We start from the raw sequence: 20,777 nt of genomic DNA, 5'->3' as shown, positions 1-20,777 counted from the left end.
ACGTCACCTCCTTAGAACAGGGATACATCACTGACTTTGCGGGCGATGCGATTAACGGTCAGAACCAGGATGAGCCCGATGATGCTTTGGAATAGCCCGACCGCAGCGGCGTAACTGAGACGACCTTCCCGGATACCTGAATTGATGGCATGCACGTCCAGTACGCTGCCCATGCTGGCAGTTGCAGGTCCATTCAGGAGAAGCAGCTGTTCATACCCGGCGCTCATCAGATTCCCTACGGCGAGAATAAATAAGATGATGGCGACATTGCGGATACCTGGAAGTGTCACATGCCACATCTGCTTGAAACGTCCTGCGCCATCTATCTTGGCAGCTTCGTAAAGCTGCTGATCGATACCCGCAATGGCGGCCATGAAGATAATCGAATTCCAGCCGATGTTCTTCCAGATGTCAGACCCGACAATCATCTGATAGAACCAGGTAGGGTTGTTCAGGAACTGAATCGATTCAGCTCCAAATGACCCCAGCAAGTCATTGACCGGACCGCCATATGGAGTCAGTAAACGCTGCATGAGCGTGACAACCACAATCCAGGATACGAAATAAGGTAAATAAGAAAGAGTCTGAATCGTCTTCTTGAATTTCATCTTTCGCACTTCATTTAACAGGAGCGCAAGAACGATCGGCATCGGAAATCCGATCAGCAGCTTCATGAGACTGATGATGACTGTGTTGCGAATGATGTCACCAGACTGATAGTAATTGAAGAATTGTTCAAAATACTTAAATCCCGCCCAGGGACTCCCGGTAAATCCGCCAACGAAGGTATAGTCCCTGAAAGCAACTTGAATTCCGTATAAGGGCACGTAAGAGAACAGAAAAAACCAGACGATGCCTGGCAGCATGAACAAGTAAAAGAGCTTGTGCTGCCAGATTCGTTTCATGAATCGGTTGTTTGTTAATCGTGACTTGCTCACATTCCCACCTCTCCTTTCAGTGGGGCGGATTGACCGCCCCGGTTACATTAACGGAATCTCAAACGCAGCGTGATGATTTCAAACGGCGTGAAGGAAAGCGCAATTGTGTTGGATGTTTTGTCAATCGGCAGTGCGGTAAGGATGTTTTCCATCAGATCCGTAGTCCAGGCTTCGACCACTTCAAATCCGAAATGGAGTGTCGTGCCCGCATGTGTTCCCGAAGTTTCGTACAGACGAACCATGATGTCGTCGCCATCCTCGGCTTTCTTGACGGATTCCACCATAATGTTCGCATGATCCGGTCTCAGAAATGCTTGAGATGGCGGTAGCTCTCCTGTCTCTTGATTAGGCATGGAAGGCAAGGATACCATACGAAGCGGGATATTCAGCTCATTGCCTCGTCGATAGATTTCGGCCTGCACATGGTTCCCTTGATGCGGATATAACGAATATGTGAATCGGTGCGCCGCTCGGTCCGCATCCGGATCCGGATAAGAGCTGCTGCGGAGCAAATGCAGATCCAGCACGTTATGGATCGCCCGATGGCCATATTTGCAATCATTGAGCAGCGCGACACCATAATCCGGCTCCGATAAGTCAACCCATTGATGAGCACAAATCTCGTCCTTCGCAAAATCCCACATCGTATTGCGGTGAGTCGGCCTGCTCAAGCTGCCGAACTGAATCTCGCATTGAACCTGATCCGTGCGTATATTGACCGGGAACGAGGTTCTTAGCATCTTGCCATTCTCTCTCCAATCGACGGCCGTCTCGAAATCGATGCGACGGCTTCCCTCCGTCAGTACAACGGTCTGCGTCAGCGTAGATTCACCATAAGCGTATTCGAAAACCAGCCCGTTTCGCGGTCCGTCCCGCAGCTCTTGAATATGAAGGAGATTTAACGGCTTGCCCGGATTCGCTGAATAGTCATGACGGAAATCCCATGCATCTCCTTCGTCATGATACACACGAAGATCGTTACCCGATTGGCCTTGCTGAATGACTTCACGAGCTACCGCCTTATCCAAGATCGATAGAATGCCTCCGTTTTGATCAAATTTCACGATCAATTTATCGTTCTCCAGGGTTCGTTCCGAAACTGTAATGTCTAATTCCGCTTCCGGTTTTTCTAGAAGCATTTCAATGCCAGATGCCACTTCATCTTCGGTTCCAGGATCGTCGACATCTGATATGATGATGTAGCCCATCGATGGAACCAACACGTTATGCCATTGTCCATTCGCGTGCAGCCACTCCCGGCGTTCCCAAGGCAGCGAATTGAAAACGACCGTCCCGGGAGAAGCTTCGGCATCGTGTGAAATGTGTTCTGCCAAATAGCGATAGGTATCGGCAATCATCGCTTCCGTTTGGGATAGCAGCTCTTCATACCGCACTAACGACTCATCGTATACCCGCTTTATTGAAGAGCCCGGAAGAATGTCGTGGAACTGATACAGCAGGACTTCTTTCCAGATCGTCTCCAGCGTCTCGGACGGGTATGTCCTGCCTAACTGGGCAGCCAGCACGGAAGCGAACTCCAACTCACGCAGCGCTTTCTCCATCTTCCGGTTGTACCGCTTGCTTCGCGCCTGACTGGTCAGGGTGCCTTGATGCTTTTCCAGATAAAGCTCACCGCGCCATGTCTGGAACGACTCGCGTTCTTCATTTAATCGCTCAAAGAACTTCCACGAGGGCTCCTGTATGACAGGGGACAGACCGAGCAGGTTCTTCTCGCGTGCCAGCCGCTCCAAATGCTCTTCACCAGGACCCCCACCGCCGTCTCCAATGCCGAAGAGCATCAGGGCATGGCTGGATACATTTTTATCTAAATATTCCCGCTCCGCTTTGGCGATGGAACGAGGGGCTGCCGGGCTGTTGTATGTATCTTCAGGCGGCATATGCGTTAATACAGCGGAGCCATCAATCCCTTCCCACAGAAAGGAATGGTGAGGGTGCCGGTTATACTCGCTCCAGGAAAGCTTCTGGGTCATCATATAATCCACGCTCGACTTCTTGAGCAGCTGTGGCAGGCTTGCGGAGTAACCGAATACGTCCGGCATCCAGAGCGATTTCATCTCCAAGCCGAATTCCTGCTGAAAATATCGCTTACCGTACAGGATCTGGCGTACCAGGGATTCACCGCCCGGCACATTGGTATCCGACTCCACCCACATGGCACCTTGCGGTTCCCATCTGCCCTCACGTACCCGCTCCTTGATCTGTTCATATAACGCGGGATAATGCAACTTCATCCAGTCGTATAGCTGGGGCTGGCTTGCGCCGAATACATACTCCGGATAGCGTTCCATCATGCGAAGCGCGGTAGAGAACGTTCTGGCGCCTTTCCGGATCGTTTCGCGGATCGGCCACAACCAAGCCAAATCGATATGCGCATGACCCACCGCGCTGATCGTTAAGACCGGATCGCCCCCCTGCAAGCTTAATTGTTTATCCAATTGCTTCTTCACTTGATTCACCAGTTCCGGCGAGAAATCCGTAAGCTGCAATGAAACGTCATAGAGCGCCTGATAGATTCTTTCTTTGCGCGCGGTTCCAGCATGGAGCTGCTCGGCAGCTTCCAAGAGCACTTCGACATCGTAATAAAGGCCTCGAATATCTTCCCGGCAGTTCGCGATGACAGCCTCTTTCAAGGTTCCTCCCTGATATTTGCCGAAGAGATCGTTATTGCCCGCATCTGCCCATACTTCAATGTCAGATCCGCTCAGGTACATGTCATGAAGCTGGACAACACGCTTGCCGGGGAGTCCTAATGAAAAATCGAATTCCGAATTCACGGTAGTCAATCCCTGGACCGGCGATCCTTCCGGATCCACCAGGCACAACTCGCCGTTGATGTCGAGTAAGAGAACGAGGTCTTTCTTACGACTATTTTCCGGAAGGCTGCCGGTAAATCGGAACCAGGCACAGTCCCACAGGCTCCCCCATCGCTTGCCATGGACAAGCGTCATTTGCGTGCCCTTCATTCGATCCATGAACGATACGGGCTCGGGCGTAACCCATGCAGTCACTTCCAACTCGGCAACTGGCTCATATATCGCTTCCCGAAGATGGTTTAACATTTGTTTTAATCGTTCCGGCCTTATCGGTTCGTATGGCATGATGATTTGCTCCTCTCAATTGCATCAATCGGCTGCAGGTTCAGGTATGAGTTTCGCTGGCTTCCAATCAACCTGGATCTCTGCATGGTTCGCGCCCCCATGTTCATACTGCAGCAGCACGGTTAGCGACTGCGGATCCCATACCCACCCAGCAGTTACGACTTGATCCTGAATAACGTACTGGACAGATATCGGCTCTATTGGGCAATACAATCTCGCGCTTGCCTGCAGATTGGACGGCCCTCTAGCAATGAATCGGAAGCCTGATTCCGTCTGGGCAAGCTCCTCGATTCGGGAGGAAGCAGCAATGACGGATACCTTGCCGTCCGAAGGACGTCCAGCCTCAACATCATAGAGCAGCGCTTGTTGCCCTGGACTTAACGTAACCTGATCCAGAACGGATAGCTTCGAATCGAACAAGTTCACGATCGGACCTGAGATGTTCAACGGCTCATCGGTAATCGATTCCTCCAGAACCGAAGCGATCAGATAAGGGCCGCGCTTGAGCTTGAAATAATGTTTGGAATTCAACGGTCGTTCTGCGCCGTGAAGTGCTTCCAGCGTGGCTTGAACGGCGTGCCGCAGCTGGTCTGCCCCTGCTTTGGATAGGGTGAGGTCAGTTGGATGTTGATCTAACCAGCACACGACGCCTTTTCCTGCCTGATGGATACCGTCCGCTTTCTCCTTCAGACCAAGCTGCTCAAACAGATGCTCCCGCGGCGAGTTATACTTCGGGCCAAACAGGTTATCCTTGTGGTCATTGTTCCACCATGAACGAATGCCATGATACGGGTCGCTATCATCGCCAACATAAATCAACGCCCCGCCATCCTGCACCCACTGGGCAAGAGCATTATGAATGTCCGGATACTCCGGTTTGATGAATTCATAGCTTAGAACCAGCACGCGGTAAGGATCCAAATAACCCGGATACCGCCTTACATTATCCAGCTGAAGCGGACGAACCGGTAATCCATGTTTCAGCAGCGGGAGCGACAGACCGTAAAAAGGGGAGAAATCAAGAAGCTCTGTATCCCCTTCCGCCTGAAATCCTTCAGGGTCCGTACCGTCGTATTTACCGGCATCGGGCGCTTGTGGTTCCGGCTTCATCCGCTGAAACATCGCGGAGTCGGCAATCAGAACGCCAACTTGCAAGTCATCTTCTGCCGATTCGATCACTTCCTGGTCCATGTTGCCCAGCGTATGCATGACCTGGAGCAGCGTCGTTGCATAGTCAGACGGGATGGACTCCTTACCGGAGCCATCTTCGGATGGATAAGTTCCTTGAAAGACTCTTCGTGGCCAGGGTGAAACTTCGTAATGGGCAACTCCGGGATGCAGCAGTGAGGCGACAACGGTCTTTAAGTAGTTCTGTTTGTAATCCGCCCAAGTGTGGTTCGGGTTATCCTCGATCGGATCATGCAAAAACCACATGCGTCTGTCGGTTCCGCGAACCAGCTCCTGCATCACGCCATATTCGAGGTAAGCGGTTTCAAACGTCCGTTCCTTGCGTTGCCCTTCATACACGTTCGGCGTCCTTGATGTCCCCGTCCAGATCTGTGCAATGTACCCGTCAATGGATGGAAGCTCAACGAGGCCGGATTGCGGGCTGACAATTCGCCACTGCGTATAATTGATCAAACTATGGGTCGGAACGTAAAAGCGAAGGACTCGGCCGTAACGAGTTAGCGCGTATTCCTTCATCTCTGCACATAACCGGTTCAGCACGCGTGTGTATAAATGCGCTTTCAATTTAGAAGCTCGGTATTGTGCGTCAGGTGAAGCGTGTGGCGGAATCCATGGCTCTTTGTAATATAGAAGCCATTCCCGCTTAAACGCTTCCGAATATCCGCCATTCACCCAGAATTCGGGCTCCTCCAGATGGATGGCCTCTACACCCGCATCAACCGCGATGCGTATTCGATCCGCTAGATATCGGCCAAAGGAAATCGTTGGCACCATGTATGGAATAACCGGTCGTTTCCCATGCAGGATCATCTCACCATGACGATCGGTCTGCGCTTCATCCCAATGTGATAAGCCGTCAACCTCTCCGTCCAGGTAGTTGTTGTATGTCCCCCATGCGACTCCTGTCATCAAATGGACGATATATCCTTTTTCCTTCCATTTCTGAATGCGCTCCGGCATCGTTTCATCAATTCCGTAGACCATCACAAAGTCAGTCTGAAGATCATAGTCGGGATGATACGGAGCCGATTCCTGAAACCCGGTTCGCTCTTCTCTGCGGTCTTTTGGCACGTTCTAAACCTCCCTGCTCAGGTTAGATGTACTTTTGCTTCTTGGTTAGCCATCATTTTCTAGAATATAATATATAATATCAATATATTCAATATGTTTTTTAAAGAGAATTAAAAAAGCCTTCTCCGTTAGTTAACGGAAAAGGCTTTTCCTTAGCGTAAATATTAAGTTTGTGGAACATGACTCGACGTTTGGCGGATCACAAGCTCAGGCTCAATCAGCAATTTGCTGTAGCTCTTCACTTCTCCATGACCGCGCAATACTTCGAGCAGTTTTCCGGCTGCTTGATATCCCATATCCCATTCAAACTGCTTCACATGGGTAAATATGCTGAATTCCTCCACGATGGAAGTCGGATCGTCGAAGCTGACGATCGAAACGTCTTCCGGCACGTTAAGCCCCGCTTGCTTGGCCATTTGATAGATTTGTACGCCCAATCTCCCATTCAGCGAAATATAGGCGGTAACCATGCGGTTTCGGATATACCGGTACAGTGGATGAGCTTCGGCATCCTTGAGCACGCTCAGCGGTTTGAAATCCGTAATCATATGCGCCGGATTGATTAATGCGCCTTTGTCTTTTAAAGCATCAATGTAACCTTCGATCCGCTCCTGAACCGTGACGGTTTGAAGGGGAGAATCCGAGCATATGGCAATGTCCCGGTGTCCAAGCTCCCATAGATGTTCAACGGCAAGTCTCGTGCCCCGCCTTCCATCGGCGGCAATATAGTGGGTCTCCACCCCAGGTAAATACCGATCGATCAGCACAAAAGGAAAACCGGATAGCTTCATGCCCAGTATTTCTTCGTTGTAGTTCTCCTCGTCGACCGGGAAAATCAACATCCCTTCGGCTCCGAGAGCCTTCAGCTCTTTGATGGCATCCTTTTCTTTCTCCAGCTTGCCATCGGTCAACATGATCATGCTGCGATAACCTTCGTGATTCAACGCCTCTTGGATTCCCTCAATGAGTCTGATCGCGAAATAATCATGGATGGTGGGCATAATCACGCCAATCATGCCCGTGGCCACCTTCCCGTCTCTTCCCCTAAGCAGCGTTGTCGATGACTGGCCAGCAGGTGAGAAGTCAGCCTCCTCTGCTACAAAACTGCCTTTGCCCGGCACACGGGCAATCAATTTCTCATTCGCTAATCCGGTTAGGGCATTGGCAACGGTTATTTTACTGACATGAAACTGATCCATCAGCTCCTTTTCTGTCGGAATGCGGTCACCTGGCTTCATATTTTCTGCTGCTATGACGTGTCGGATATAGTCCTGGATTTGCTGATACAACGGAATTCGATCGTTTGCACTCATTCTAATCACATCACCAATTCATTCATGATATTTGAAATATATAATATATCCTTACACATACAAGCGCAATAAACAAGCATGAGTCGATCAACAGCCCATTACGACAAACCCTTGATATACCTACGTTTAAATTGCCTGATTTTCAAGAATTATAGGAAGTTTTGTCGAACTACTTGTAAAAACATTTTTGAATATATTAAATATGTGTTGATAAGCGTAGTGTTGACGGCTATTGGGCCGCAAAAGGAGGATCGATGTTTACGGATACACACGTTTCCATTTCTGACCATAGACCATAACAAGGAGTGAATTCGCCATGGCTCGTAGAGTCACGATTCTCTGTTTAGCTATCCTATGCGCTTTTTCATTAACGACCGGCGCAGCTTACGCTTCGGGAACGAATGCACAGTCAGTGCAACCTAACGGCTCCAAGAACCGCGAACTGCCAAACTTCAAGAAGCCTAAGCAGCTGGATGTCGCAGATATTTATAATGCGCCAGGTGACATTAAATTGTTGTTAGGTACTTTGCAGGGAATCGTTAACAGGGAAGAGCCCCGAATCTATTTGATTGAATCCCAGGAAGAAGGGAAATTAACCTGGCTTACGGATATAAAGGTGCCTTACACGCTTCATGAAGATTATTGGGACGTGTTCTCCGCTTATCGGAGCGAGGTTAAAGGCATGATTGTATATGATCCAAAAGTTCCTGATACGATTAATGTCGCCACCACGCTTGCAGGTTTGAAGAATGCGGTCGTTGCCAGTCCGGATCTGGCCGCCCAATTGTCCAAAGCCCCGCATAATTTGAAGATCCTAGACGATCTTCGCGGCAAATTCAATAACCGGCTTGATGCTTACACCTGGCAATATGAGCATCTGTGGAAGCAGACGACTCATCAGATGCTGATCGGGCTGGATCCGGATACAGCGATTCGTATTCCTTCCGGAATGCCTGAATCGTTCGTGACAATTGCCGAAGAGAAGCAACAGGTGCGGGATGCAAGCAACCGTGACACTTATAACCTCGACCTCTCCTCGCTCTTGGGAGAATCAGCGGTTTATCTGCGCTTTGATGATGCTTTCACCCAGGATGGTTGGGGACCCGCAGTACATGAAGTTACGGTCAAGGCTGACGACAAAGAGATAGCGAGATTCATTGCAGGAACTCCTGAAGAAGAGTCTTATCTCTATGATCGGCAAAACTCGAAGTTCAGTGAAGGCCAAGGCGGTCACCGCTTTGCCGATAACGGCAGTTATTTTGTGTATGAATTCACTCCGCCTGCGGGAACTCAGAAACTGACCGCTGAAGTCGATATGTGGAACCAGTACAAGGTTTCGGCAGGGAATATCCGTCCTCCCTCTGCCGAGCAGCAGGAACCCTATGGCTATTTAAGAGATTACGCCGTCGCCAATAAAGCGATGGTATTCTGGCTCGATTCCAATGTACCTGAGCAAAAGGCGCTCTTCGAGAAAATTATGTCCGATGTGAAGCCGGGCACCCCTTACCTCGGCTGGTTCAGCAATGATGTGGAAGGTGAGTTCAGCTCGGTCGAGATTGCCTCCCGTTACGGCGTCTATGTGCTTGCAGCCGATTGGTTCAGCAATCTGACGGTCTTCTCGGGAACCAAGCCGGATTTCAAGCTGGCGAAAACGCCTCCTCGGCCGGCGCTTGAGAACAAAATTTACGTAACATACACCTTTACGGAAGGCGACAACTTTCAATATAACCAGCATCGCATGCGCGTCATGTGGGATGACCCGGCCAGAGGCAAGGTTCCGATAAACTGGACTTCAAGCCCACTGCTCTATGAAGGTGCCCCTGCCATATTGAATTACTATCAAAACACGGCAACGGAGAATGATTTGCTTATTGCCGGGCCTTCCGGTGCCGGTTACTTCTATCCGAGTCCATGGCCTGATGCAAGCTTCCGGGCGTTTTTGCAGCAAACCGAGAAGTATATGAGAAAGACAGGAATGACAATCCCTTATGTACTGAACCGAGTTGATAGCGAGAATGTGCCGTTGTCACCGGATAAAGCAAAAGCTTATGAGGAGGAATATAACGTACCTGGGTTATTTATTAGTTATGAAGACAAATACGGAGTTGAAATTATCGGCGACAGCCTGCCCGTGTCTACGATCCGCGGGATCAGCACCGTTCAAGACGGATTGCAGGTGCTCAATGAAGCCAAAGCGAATTGGGATGGTAAGTCACCGTTGTTCGTCTCGCTCGGTATGTTAGCATGGAGTATGACTCCATCCGATGCGCTGGCCCTGACCGAACAGCTCGGGGCAGATTTCAAAGTCGTTCGCGCCGATCATTATTTCTCCTTTATTCGCGAAAGCTACAACTTGCCAATCAAGAAATGATCATTCCCGTTAAACAAGTTTAAGGGCATCGCAGGTCCGATTATAATTGGATCTGCGATGCTTTTGTTATGCAATAGAACTACTGCCCCAACCCTTGGTTACGGGCTTTGGAGACAATAGTTAATGATATTAAATATATTTAATTAACGTCATTAATTGACGATACATTCGCCATTCATTGATTATATTTAATGTGATTAATCATTTTAATTAATTACATTAAATAATTGAGGTCAACGGTATGGTTACAGGATAGAAATCATTTTCTTAGAGCAGTAAAAACCCACGACTTCATGTTCTCCATGCATCCTCTAAAAACCAGAACGGCTCCCCCCACTCCACACATTGCCAACCCGATTTTCGATGTTTCGCTATTTAACAGACAGATGATTTCCCCTGATTATTTCTTGGGTAATCGCAAAAACCACATCCATTCGACAGGCGATCCGACTTTTCCATGAAACCGATTCGCATTCCCGGTCCCAACTTAGTAAGTAATTAATGACCTGATATCCCCTCCCCATTCTGTTCGCAGCCACATACAGGATGGTTGTACTTCTTCACCTCATACATAAAATGCGGATAATGGAGAATACTCACTGTATCGAATTAGCATGTATTCCCTCATATGGAGAGTAGTATAATGGCCACAACCAAAAAGATATCCTTGATCGATGTATATTTCATCATGCTGTTATCCTTGGGGATAACCAATCACGTAATCCTGATCCCTCTTCTTCTGCAAACCGCAGGCCGCGATGCATGGATGGGCACCCTGATGACCACGATCCTTCATATCGGCTGGGTTTACATTTTGTTTTTTATCATGAAGCGAACACACCAACAGTCTATAATCGCCTGGTTCAAAGATTCTTTTGGTCCGGTCATGGGTTGGATATTCGCCAGCATAATAACACTCTACTTTTTTTGGATGTCCATGGTGATATTAAGAGAAACGGCGACCTGGATTCATGTCACCTACTTGCCGAGAACGCCCAAAACGGTCGTCTCGCTCACCCTTATCCTGTTGTGCGTATATGTGGCAAATAACGGTATTCGCTCGATAGCCATCATATCCGGAATCCTGCTTCCCATTGTATGGGTGTTGGGACATTTTGTAGCTGTGTCGAATCTTCAATATAAGGACTATTCATTGTTGACGCCCCTACTCGTGGAAGGATACACGCCTATGCTCAAAAGCATGATCGTAGCCGGCGGCGGGTTTATGGAGATGATCGTGCTGATCTTTCTTCAGCATCACATGAAACGAAAGATGAACTACCTCTCGATTGTCATATTATCTATTCTTCTGGGCGGACTCACGCTGGGACCATTGATGGGAGCTATCGCCGCATTCGGACCTGTTCCCGCCATGGAATCCCGCTATCCCGCATACGAACAGTGGATGCTGGTCACCATTACCAAATATATAACGCATGTTGATTTTCTGGCTTTGTACCAATGGATATCGGGCACATTAATTCGTATTTCTCTGTTCCTGTTTATCATGGCGGACGGAATTTCCTTTAAAAAACCAAAACAGCGCCTTTGGTATTTATTAGGAGTGGGTGTCGCATTGTCTGTCTTTTCCTTAATTCCGGTAATCGATAGACAGATCGAGTTATTCGTTCTGGGCAAATACTCGCTGGCATTCTTAGGCTTTCTTTCCGTGCTGACGCTTTTCATTGCGATTGCAGTAGCATTTAAACCTAAAACAAACGGAGGATAAAAGATGACAAATCACAGACCTCGAAACGGTATGTTCCGCCGAAAATCGAAACAAACCAGGTTTAATGTGGACCGTGAGCCCGCATCTGACACGTTGGATGAGGAATCCCTGCGTTCCATGTTTGCCAATTCTGCGGATGTCGTCATCAAATCTTTCCCGGGAAAGCATGAAGATGCTATTCCCGTATTGCTGCTGTACAGCGAAGGCATGGTTGATTCCAAGGTGATGACCCAATATGTGCTGCCAGATCTGGAAGAAAAACTGGAACACTTCAATGATTGGGAGCCGTTAGCCAGAGAACTGGATAAATCGATGGAATGGAGCAAAATTAAACAGCCTGCCGATGTCGTAAAGTTTCTGTTTGCAGGACGAATGATACTATTTTTTTTAACAGAAAAATGCTTTTATTCCATCGATCTCGCCGCGCGTCCGAATAGACAACCTGAGGAATCCAATACGGAGGTGGCTATCAAAGGGGCGCGAGACGCTTTTACGGAGGATTTAAACATGAACGTGGCACTTGTTCGAAAACGACTTCGCACGGCCACACTCCACAATGAACAAATGATCATCGGCGATCGCAGTCAGACCAGAGTAGCACTTCTGTATGTTTCCGATATTATACGCCCGGAGATTGTTGACGAGGCTAAAGAGCGTTTAAAAGGGATCAAAGTCGATGCTCTGGTAACCAGCGGTCAACTGGAGGAGGCGCTTTCCGATTCTACCCTGTCCCTGTTTCCACTTATGGACTACATTGGCAGGCCGGATTTTGTCGTGGAGTGCTTGCTTAGAGGACGTTTTACCATTCTTGTGGATGGATCGCCAATGGCATTGATTGCACCATGCAACTTACTGGAATTATTAAAAACACCAGAAGATTCTTATTTCCCTTACCACTTTGTAATCTTTGAGCGACTTCTCAGGTTGTTAGGTCTATCTCTTGCCATTATGCTCCCGGGATTTTGGGTTGCCTTGACATGCTACAACATGGATCAGCTTCCCTTTCTCCTTCTTGCGACCGTCACCGTCTCCAGATTCGGGCTTCCGCTTTCCGCGCCAATGGAGATCTTATTAATGCTGGGCATGTTCGAATTATTCAGGGAGGCTGGGATCAGGCTGCCCAAAGCAGTCGGTCAAACCATTGCTGTCCTGGGCGGTCTGATTATCGGCGATGCTGCCATCCGCGCGGGACTTACGTCACCCACCATGCTGGTTGTATCTGCAACAACCGCAGTTGCGACTTTTACATTAGTCAATCAAACACTAAGCGGGACGGTCAGCATTATTCGTCTATATGTGCTGGTATGGTCTTCCTTGCTAGGCATGCTCGGATTCTTCATTGGAATATTAAGTCTCATTGCCTACCTCTCTGTATTGGAATCCTTCGGTCTTCCGTATCTAGCTCCCCTATCACCATTAACCTACAAGGATCTGTTGAGCTCCCTCTTAAAAAAACCATGGGCTTTCGACAAAAAACGACCGGAAATGCTTCAGACGATAGATGAAACATCTAAGGAAAGGGAACCTACATGAGATGAGAACCTGCGTCAGAATCATAAAATTAATATTGTTAATGGTAATTCTAAATCTGTTAACGGGTTGCTGGGACATCAAGGAAATACAAGACATGAATTACATCACAGCTATCGGAATCGATCAAGAGGACGGGAACTTTATTGTTTACACCCAAATGATGGATTTTACATCCGTAGCCAAAACCGAAACCGGAAAGGCGGAAAAGCCATCCCAAGTGTGGACTTCGAAAACAAAGGGTAAAACATTGGACATGGCGGTAAACGCCCTATACGATACCTTACAGGAACGAACCAGTTGGAGCCATATTTCCTGTATTCTACTTAGTGAGAACGTGCTGAAATCAAATGTCCTAACCAAACTGGATACCATCGGACGGTATCAGGAGGTTCGTATGACACCTTGGGTATATGGTACAAAAGACTCCATCGATCAATTGTTTACTGTCCCTGCGTTTTTCAACCTCTCCCAATTGAATACGTTAGCTCATGAACCAACTGAGGAGTTTAAACAAAGATCCTATATCGTACCGATTCGATATTTCGATTTCATGGCGCTGATTACAGAACCAGCCAGCACGGTGTTGCTTCCTAATCTGTCGGTTGATAAAAAGACCTGGAGCTTAAACCAAAAAGATAATCCGAAATTGGTGATTAACGGAGTATTTGCTATATCTAAAGGGGTATCGAATGGATTATTCACCAATGATAAACTCACAGGCTTGCGTTGGCTGGAAACCGATACGAAACGATCTCACATCCTGATCACGAATAAGCGCGGCGAATATGCAGGGGTCGTGGTATTAACAAATCCCAAAGTTCGCAAAGAATTAGTTATTGTTAACGGCATGCCCAAATACCGCGTTCATCTGAAGTTAAATGGAAGCGTGGATGAAGCTCTCGATGACATGACCAAGGCTGAAATCGAAATACAGGCAGCAGCGGAAGTGCGGGAGGAAATTCTAACTACGTTTAAAAACGGGGTTGCTTCAAAAACGGACCTATTCAGCTTGGAGCACCTTTTTTTTAAGAAAGATTCCCGACTTTGGAAAAAAACATATCAGTCGTCTTCCCAACCGATTGATCCAGGCGCTCTGGAATCGGTTCAAGTAAAAGTCCATCTGGAGCATGCCGGCATGAAGTTGCTGCCTCATCAAAAGGGTCCGAATACCCCAACATCCAAAAACGAACCAAACTCCTAATTCAGCTATAAAAGAATCCATGACAAAGGCAGCCTGTTCTAATGATCAGAACGGCTGCCTTCATATTGAAGCGTAAATTCGATATGTCATATATATGAAAGATAAATAAACGTTTATGGAGATTGGTTTATTTAAACCCATTTAGTTATACGACAACTTCAACGCCGTCTTCCTCGAACAAATCATCATACGCAACGTAGAGGCCTATAGCTGAGGCAATCAATATTAAAATGGCTGCAATAAACGCCAATTGTTTAACCGTCGCTTTTTTCGAATTTCCTTGTCTGCGTTTTCTTTGCGTTCCTTGGCCCATACTACATACCTCCCGCTTCCATGCCATTACCATAAAATATGAATTGGACATGAAAATGTTGTTAGGCAAAGTACGCTTATATCGTATTCTGGTTCTAATGGTAAGTTTGCTCCAGTTTTTCGATTACTATCTTCAATTGATCACAGAAGATCAGCAAAGTTTGCTGAAAAATGCTCTTATATGCTCTATAAGTGATTCCGGGTCTGCCATGGCAACCATATGACTGCCACTCTCTCGATTCGACCAGTGGATAATGTTGTTCTTGGTTTCAGCAATACGCCGGAATACAGAACCTCCCCCATGGGAAACCCCTGTCGGTACTTTCATCTGATTTGTTGGCATCCCAGCTGCTCCTTCATAATAGGTCCAGGACGAGGAAGCAGCTGTCTGCGTGAACCAATAAACGCCTGCGTTAGTGAGCAGCAGATCTTTATGGATCGGTTCTTGAGGAATCTCTTCCGTGTTGTTGGGCCATCCGTCAAATTCTTTAAACCGCTCAACAAGGTAAGCAAGTCCTGCCACCGGTGAGTCAAGAAGCCCATAACTTAGTGTTTGCGGCCGGTTGGTCAGATAAGGTGCATAACCACTCCCTCCCGCAAACAGCTCGGTTAGATGGGAGATTTCGGCCATTTCCTCCTCACGGAGCCCGTCCAATTCGCTCGGATCTCCCATTGGGATACCTAGCCCTCCTGTAATATGAACACCAATCATATGCTCAGCGTCAAGGATAGCCAGTTCGGGGGAAACTAGTGCACCAGCATCATTGCCATGGGCACCGTAACGATCATAACCGAGCCTGCGCATCAATTCGGCCCAAACTCGGGCAACGCGTTGGATGCTCCACGGTGTCTCATCTACCGGCTCCGGAAAAGTGGAAAAGGCGAACCCTGGAAGTGAAGGTGCCACGATATGGAACGCCATGCTTGGATCTCCACCGTATGCTCTTGGATTGGATAATGGTCCAATGATATTCATGAATTCAACAATGGAATTTGGCCAACTATGCGTCATGATCAACGGTAGGGCATGGGGCTCGGGAGATCGTACATGAAGAAAGTGGATCTGCTGACCCTCAATGTCCGTTATAAACTGCGGAAATGCATTGAGTTTTTGCTCATGCTTACGCCAGTCATATTCATTCTGCCAGTATTCCACCAGCTCTTTAAGGTATAGGGCAGGAATGCCCCGATTCCAACCACCTCCAGGTAATTGGGAAGGCCACCGAGTTTGGGCAATACGAGTCTGCAAATCGTCAATGTCCTTTTGACGTACGTGTATGTGGAAGGGACGCACGGAAGTTTCAGAACCCTGGTACTTGATATCAGCTCGATCATTAGTCATAAATTTTTACCTCGCTCTCGAGTTTTACTTCATGATAAAAGCAAAACACTGACGACAATGTGTCAGTGTTTCCTAAAAAGATCTCTCATATGGTGAGGGTGCCCCATTATCCCGCAATAAAAAAACAACCCGTGATATACACGGGTTCTGGTAGGTAATTAATGTTTTTATCGATTGACCAACTATGGGTTGTTAAAGTGAAGCACCATGCCTGTTTTGTCATCGGATTTTTTGAATCTTGCATATGTTAAGCACTCAGGGTCAGCCTCTTCGATCTCTAGTAATTCAAGTGCATACTGCTCAACGCCCTTTTCGAGGATCCGCTGCGCGATATAATCCCAATAGAATCGATCACTCGGTACATCGCTCTCAGGCCAGAATAAACCATCCGTTAACAAAATTACGTGCTTTAATCGTGACCTGTTGATCTTTCCGCATTCGAGAAAGTGAACGGCATGGGCCTCCCCGTTCAGTACTCCATAACCCCCATTTATGTTACTCTGAAAGCGATTCTCCCTGATGATATCAATCACCGTCCCGTGGAGGTCTTTTTGATTGGACAATTTCTTACTCACGCCCTCCTCCCATTTTGCGATCGCCGGAGATTCTAAATGAGCGACTTGTCTCCAGGTTAACGGGCGAACCTCCCCATCTTGGTATACGGCAAGAATCATGCAGTCGCCTGTCTGTATAAATTCCACGCGATCCTCTTGAATTCGTACAAGAGCAAGAGCAGTACCCCAAAGCCCGTCTTTTTTCTCCATGTTGATATTGGCTTGCAGCATAAGTTCTCTTAGCTTTTGGTTCGCTGCCGCAACATGCTCCGTAAGCTGTTCAACTCGGTCCAGTGATTCGAAGTAGTTCTTCACGGTTTGAGCAGCGATGTATCCTCCGGTTTCCTTCTTGTCGCTGAGGTATGGGACGATAGATGAAACCCCATCTAACACGCCATACAATGAGACCCGCTCATTTATGACAAGTGCATCTTCATTTAAAAAGTTGATTCCCCTATGCGTGAATTGCTCAACGGTTAACATAACGATCCTCCTGTCGATTCCTATTCGATTTACTAGATTTGCTATCTGCCCCTTGCAGCCTGCCAAAAGACAAGACACGTTACAAGTATTGCAAGCATGAAGCTGCTGATGGCCGGAACGACAAGCTGTAATACAAACGTCATCCCTTCACCATCAACAACCGTTTTCATGGCCATGAGCATAACCAGAATATAGATCACCACAAATACACACCAAAAAGGTAGAACCGGATACGAATGATCTCTTTGCGTTGATGCTACATACAAGTGGCGATGAATCCAGCATAAGATCAGGATCAACCCAAACAGACTACTACCATGCTGACATAATTTATACACCGGAATTTGTACGGGGCCGATATGTATCAATTGGGTGAGGAAGGGAATCTGATTGACGATCCAGGCGCCCTTGTGCGTAAACTGATCCCATTGGAGATGTGTGCCAACACCTACCAATCCGACGAGAAGTACGGTAAGCCAACCCTTAAGAGAGGCCGGCAGCTTCCCTTCCCGATTCCAGCGGTAGGGGAACCCGGAAGGCAAATATGCGAATAGAACGGATCTTATCACTGCCTCGAATATAACATACAGGAACAAGATCATGGGAAGATTGAACAGCAAGATTCCAGGACCCTCGTGGCTCCATAAGCCAGCAGCTCGAAATCGGATGAAATATTCAAAATCCGGTGCCATGCAGCCAATAATGAGGGCTGACACCGGCAGCGATTTCTTCTTCCACCAAGGCATCGTGATGACGGGATGAGCGAATGTAAACGGCATAAGATCTCCTAACTGCTGCGAACGATGGCAATAGCTAATTTCTTACTATTCTAACAGATTCGCTCTCGTAAGGGATGAAGATAATTTCACCTTTATAAAAAGGGACAGGCATTTGCCTATCCCTTCCCCTTTATTGAATTAAAGCAGCTCGCGTGCAAGCAGGCGATAAACCTCCAGCCGCTTTTCCTGCGAATGCGGAATGCTGCATATCATCGCTTCCTGGAATCCGTAGTGCGCTTGCTCTTCCTGTAAGCGTGCCGCGATATCCTTTACCGCTCCCACAAGATGAATCTTGCGGCCTTCCTGAATAGCCATCCGGTCGATTTCCGTTAAGGACACATTCTGAGCTTCTTCGGGCGTCAGCACCTGCGTAATCCGGCCCTTGCTCATCATCAATCGGAAAATATCCTGCGGCAGCGCTTCATACTCAGCTTCTTCCTTCGTTTCGGCCGTTGTCACCATATAGGATACGTTAATCTCAGGCTTTTCCATGAATATGGATGGTTGGTAGTTATCGCGGTAATGATCTAATATCTCGTTGCTCATCGCTCCGTTAAAGAATTGCGCGAAGGAGTACCCGACCCCCATCTGAGCCGCTTTTAAGGCACTGTTGCCGCTGGAACCGAGCAGCCACACTTCCGGCAGGGCAACTTCGGTTGGAGCAGCGGCGTTTTTAGCATACAGCTCATCTTCCGGGACCTCATCACGAAGGAGCTGCATGGTTACGGCCAGCTTATCATACATGTTATGAAGCATCAGCTGCCGCCCTTCAGACAAAGCGTACATCGCACTTGTATCACCGCCTGGCGCTCGTCCTACACCGAAATCAATCCTGCCCGGAGTAAAAGCGCTTAACGTCTTAAACACTTCCGCGAGTTTTAGGGGAGAATAATGCATCATCATGACGCCGCCGGTACCAATGCGAATCCGATCGGTTTTTGCCGCAAGCCGGGCTGCCGTCACTTCGGGTGCGGAGCTGGCAAACGTATTTCCCCCATGATGCTCGGCCATCCACATTCGGCTGTATCCCAATTCATCTGCCAGAATAGCCAGTTCTTCCGCTTTTTTCAAGGCGCCTTCCGCTGTGTTGCCGCTTGTTACGGGTGCCTGATCCAATACGCTTAGTCTCATGAAATTTCATCCCTTCCTCGGTTAGATGACCATTTTGTTGTTGATCCATTCCTCTAAAGCCGCAACCTTATCCTTAAAGCGTTCACCGCACATCTCCTCTGACAGCGAAGCAATGGTCTCCCGCTTTAATACAGCCTTCCAGGAAGATTCCGCTTCCTCCATTAAATCGGATAACAGACAGCAGCTCTCTTCTTTTTCCAAATCCAGCATGTCTACCAGAATTCCGTTGCATGAATAGAGGGACTGCTGTCCTTCCACCGCGAGGTATACGTCGTATACACGGATATCCTCCGGTTTCTTTTTTAATCTAAAACCGCCCTTGATACCGGGTACTGATGTGATGATGTCTGCTGTTACCAGCTTCCTTAACAGTTTCTGGAAATAGGTTGCCGATGTACCCAACTGCTGGCTAATCGCTTCCCCGGGCAGTACCGCCTTGTCCGGCAGCATATTCAATAGAACCAGGGCATACACCGACTGTTCCACGCCGGTTTTCATATGCATCTAACAGCACCTCAATTCACGAAAATATCAGTTCGTTCGTTATCTAAACTACATACGCATCTATCCATTTACGATTAAAGCGGATAAACAATATCCACGTTATATCTTATATGAATTCGAACCGAATGTAAAATCATTGCCAATCTGATGCAATGAGGAAAACAACCAATCTATATCCAAGTGCCAAGTCATTAGTTCATATGATGAAATAAACGCCTCTAACTCAAGGTCTCATAAAATAAAAAAGTCGCGCTTAGCGCGACTTTCAGGCTGTTCTGTTATTCCATGTATATTTCGCTATGAGCATATAATTTCCGTAACGCAACCACCTATGCTTCATCCCATAACCGCTTCAGATTGTCCAGACCCAGCCGGGTTCCTTCCCGGCACTCCTCCATGCCCTCAAATTCCAGCGTAATATCTCCGTCATAACCTTCAGTCTTAATGAGACGCAGAATCCGGCGAACATCGATATCACCCTGGCCGAAGATCGAGCCTCGAAGGTAATTGCCGTGTGATGTTCTGAACCATTTCCCCCCACCCGGGTCCTGATCAAACGGACGATAATAGAAGTCTTTCACATGGATGAGCGAGGCAAACGGTAAATTTCGTTTCACACCAACAAGCGGCTGCTCGTCAACGCATAGGAAGTTCCCGATATCCAGCGTCGTCTTGAAGTTCAGGCGGTCGACCGCCTGAAGCACACGCTGTACACGATCGCTCGCCTGTACGCTCACGCCATGGTTCTCGATTGTTGTCGTAATACCATAAAAGTCTGCGTAATCTGCTATGAGCCGACATCCTTCCACAATCATATCCAGATGGGTTTCCACATAATCAATGCCCATCTTCTCCGGCGGCAGCGTGAACGCCGTCACGTCATGACGCATATGCTTCATTCCTAACCGATTCACCGTATCCACATGGCGCTTGATCCGCTCAACCTCGACATCGAAGGCGTCCCGGCTCTCCTGGACAAAATTAGCGGGCATCGAATAGTTGGATAACGCGATGCCGACTTTCGCCGCCCGCTCACGCACCGCATCGGCAAGCCCGGGATTGTCCTCCAGCGTAAATCCGTAGGGCACGATCTCCATGTGCTGACCGCCGTTCTCCGCGATCCAATCCACCACATCCAGCACCGTCATCTCTCCTGCACGGATAGCGGGCAGCAAACTGTAGGTGCTTACGCCAACTCTCATCCTGCAA

General features: G+C 48.0%; 15 protein-coding genes. 4 read left to right on the top strand and 11 right to left on the bottom strand.

The window, feature by feature from the left end; genetic code table 11:
• Positions 1–11: 11 nt before the first annotated feature.
• The 4 genes from MKY48_RS16140 to MKY48_RS16125 form a co-directional block, all read right to left on the bottom strand.
• Entirely contained in the window at positions 12–938 is a 927-nt protein-coding gene (locus tag MKY48_RS16140) for an ABC transporter permease subunit (RefSeq protein WP_098744568.1), read from the bottom strand.
• 47 nt (positions 939–985) lie between these two features.
• Positions 986–4,057, bottom strand: coding sequence for a glycoside hydrolase family 38 C-terminal domain-containing protein (locus MKY48_RS16135; RefSeq protein ID WP_339293419.1), 3,072 nt, complete (start codon positions 4,055–4,057; stop codon positions 986–988).
• Between the two features lie 24 nt (positions 4,058–4,081).
• A complete protein-coding gene (locus MKY48_RS16130; protein WP_339293418.1) occupies positions 4,082–6,316 on the bottom strand; it encodes a hypothetical protein in 2,235 nt (744 codons plus the stop codon).
• A 164-nt stretch (positions 6,317–6,480) separates the two neighbouring features.
• The gene (locus MKY48_RS16125) at positions 6,481–7,629 is read right to left on the bottom strand and encodes a GntR family transcriptional regulator (RefSeq protein ID WP_339293417.1); all 1,149 of its coding nucleotides are present in this window, start codon (positions 7,627–7,629) and stop codon (positions 6,481–6,483) included.
• A 316-nt stretch (positions 7,630–7,945) separates the two neighbouring features.
• Between MKY48_RS16125 and MKY48_RS16120 the strand changes: the two genes are divergently transcribed.
• The 4 genes from MKY48_RS16120 (at position 7,946) to MKY48_RS16105 (ending at position 14,463) form a co-directional block, all read left to right on the top strand.
• Positions 7,946–10,000 (top strand): GxGYxYP domain-containing protein, encoded by a 2,055-nt coding sequence (locus MKY48_RS16120; RefSeq protein WP_339293416.1) that lies wholly within the window; start codon positions 7,946–7,948, stop codon positions 9,998–10,000.
• 643 nt (positions 10,001–10,643) lie between these two features.
• On the top strand, positions 10,644–11,729 hold the full coding sequence (locus MKY48_RS16115; RefSeq protein WP_339293415.1) for an endospore germination permease: 1,086 nt from the start codon (positions 10,644–10,646) through the stop codon (positions 11,727–11,729).
• A 3-nt stretch (positions 11,730–11,732) separates the two neighbouring features.
• A complete protein-coding gene (locus MKY48_RS16110) occupies positions 11,733–13,262 on the top strand; it encodes a spore germination protein (RefSeq protein ID WP_339293414.1) in 1,530 nt (509 codons plus the stop codon).
• Complete coding sequence (locus MKY48_RS16105) at positions 13,231–14,463, top strand: Ger(x)C family spore germination protein (protein WP_339293413.1); 1,233 nt, start codon at positions 13,231–13,233, stop codon at positions 14,461–14,463. The genes MKY48_RS16110 and MKY48_RS16105 overlap by 32 nt, the downstream gene beginning before the upstream one ends.
• Positions 14,464–14,608: 145 nt before the next feature.
• On the opposite strand, the gene MKY48_RS16100 is transcribed toward MKY48_RS16105, so the two are convergent.
• The 7 genes from MKY48_RS16100 to MKY48_RS16070 form a co-directional block, all read right to left on the bottom strand.
• Positions 14,609–14,776 carry a hypothetical protein gene (locus tag MKY48_RS16100; RefSeq protein WP_339273272.1) on the bottom strand — a complete coding sequence of 56 codons (168 nt, stop codon included), beginning with the start codon at positions 14,774–14,776 and terminating at the stop codon, positions 14,609–14,611.
• A 150-nt stretch (positions 14,777–14,926) separates the two neighbouring features.
• Positions 14,927–16,117, bottom strand: a complete 1,191-nt coding sequence (locus MKY48_RS16095; RefSeq protein WP_339293412.1) for an epoxide hydrolase — start codon at positions 16,115–16,117, stop codon at positions 14,927–14,929.
• Positions 16,118–16,299: 182 nt separating this feature from the next.
• Entirely contained in the window at positions 16,300–17,154 is an 855-nt protein-coding gene (locus MKY48_RS16090; protein ID WP_339293411.1) for a protein phosphatase 2C domain-containing protein, read from the bottom strand.
• Between the two features lie 41 nt (positions 17,155–17,195).
• The gene (locus MKY48_RS16085) at positions 17,196–17,933 is read right to left on the bottom strand and encodes a DUF4184 family protein (protein WP_339293410.1); all 738 of its coding nucleotides are present in this window, start codon (positions 17,931–17,933) and stop codon (positions 17,196–17,198) included.
• 138 nt (positions 17,934–18,071) lie between these two features.
• Positions 18,072–19,064, bottom strand: a complete 993-nt coding sequence (locus MKY48_RS16080; protein ID WP_076323447.1) for an LLM class flavin-dependent oxidoreductase — start codon at positions 19,062–19,064, stop codon at positions 18,072–18,074.
• Between the two features lie 21 nt (positions 19,065–19,085).
• Positions 19,086–19,568 carry an Rrf2 family transcriptional regulator gene (locus MKY48_RS16075; protein WP_215161020.1) on the bottom strand — a complete coding sequence of 161 codons (483 nt, stop codon included), beginning with the start codon at positions 19,566–19,568 and terminating at the stop codon, positions 19,086–19,088.
• A 329-nt stretch (positions 19,569–19,897) separates the two neighbouring features.
• Complete coding sequence (locus MKY48_RS16070; protein WP_339273268.1) at positions 19,898–20,770, bottom strand: sugar phosphate isomerase/epimerase family protein; 873 nt, start codon at positions 20,768–20,770, stop codon at positions 19,898–19,900.
• Positions 20,771–20,777: the final 7 nt, after the last annotated feature.

It is taken from the genome of Paenibacillus sp. FSL W8-0187, assembly GCF_037969755.1.
GTDB lineage: Bacteria > Bacillota > Bacilli > Paenibacillales > Paenibacillaceae > Paenibacillus_AQ.
This window is presented reverse-complemented; position numbering and strand designations above follow the sequence as displayed.